The sequence below is a fragment of the Acinetobacter lwoffii genome (assembly GCF_024129855.1).
In the GTDB taxonomy this organism is placed as follows: Bacteria; Pseudomonadota; Gammaproteobacteria; order Pseudomonadales; family Moraxellaceae; genus Acinetobacter; species Acinetobacter lwoffii_L.
In genome coordinates this window covers 1-499 of the sequence record NZ_JAMXXC010000074.1, presented here as the reverse complement: position 1 = coordinate 499, position 499 = coordinate 1, and the positions used below count along the sequence as shown (strand labels likewise).

General features: G+C 45.1%; 1 protein-coding gene. It reads left to right on the top strand.

The window, feature by feature from the left end; genetic code table 11:
• Positions 1-71 precede the first annotated feature (71 nt).
• Positions 72-499: helix-turn-helix domain-containing protein (locus tag NI465_RS16555; RefSeq protein WP_253146005.1), on the top strand; the 428-nt coding region annotated here is incomplete at its 3' end.

Sequence of the window (499 nt, the reverse complement as noted above, 5' to 3'; positions counted from 1 at the left end):
CTATATTCTCACCAATAAAAATGTCTGGTTTATGATGGTTTTTATCACCATGGACTGGATATAAAATATAGATGCTGATCACTATGTCTGATAAAGAAATTCAACGTCTTGCAGTTCTGCAAGACGTTAGAGATCATCGTATTACCCAGGTCCGTGCTGCTGAAATCCTGAATCTTTCCACCCGTCAAATTACCCGGTTATTGCAGAAGCTCAATCAAGATGGTGTCTCAGGTATGGCACATGCCAGTCGTGGTCAACCGGGTCATCGTCGCCATGACGTCCTGCTAAAATCAGAATGTCTTTCCATTATTTCTGAACATTTACTTGGCTTTGGTCCTACATTGGCGCATGAGAAGCTCAGCAGCATGTTTGGCCTGCATATCCCGGTAGAAACGGTTCGTCGCTGGATGACTGCAAATGACCTCTGGATTCCTCGATCCAAGCGCCTGAAACGTCCATATCAGCCTCGATACAACCGTGATTGCTTCGGTGAGCTGAT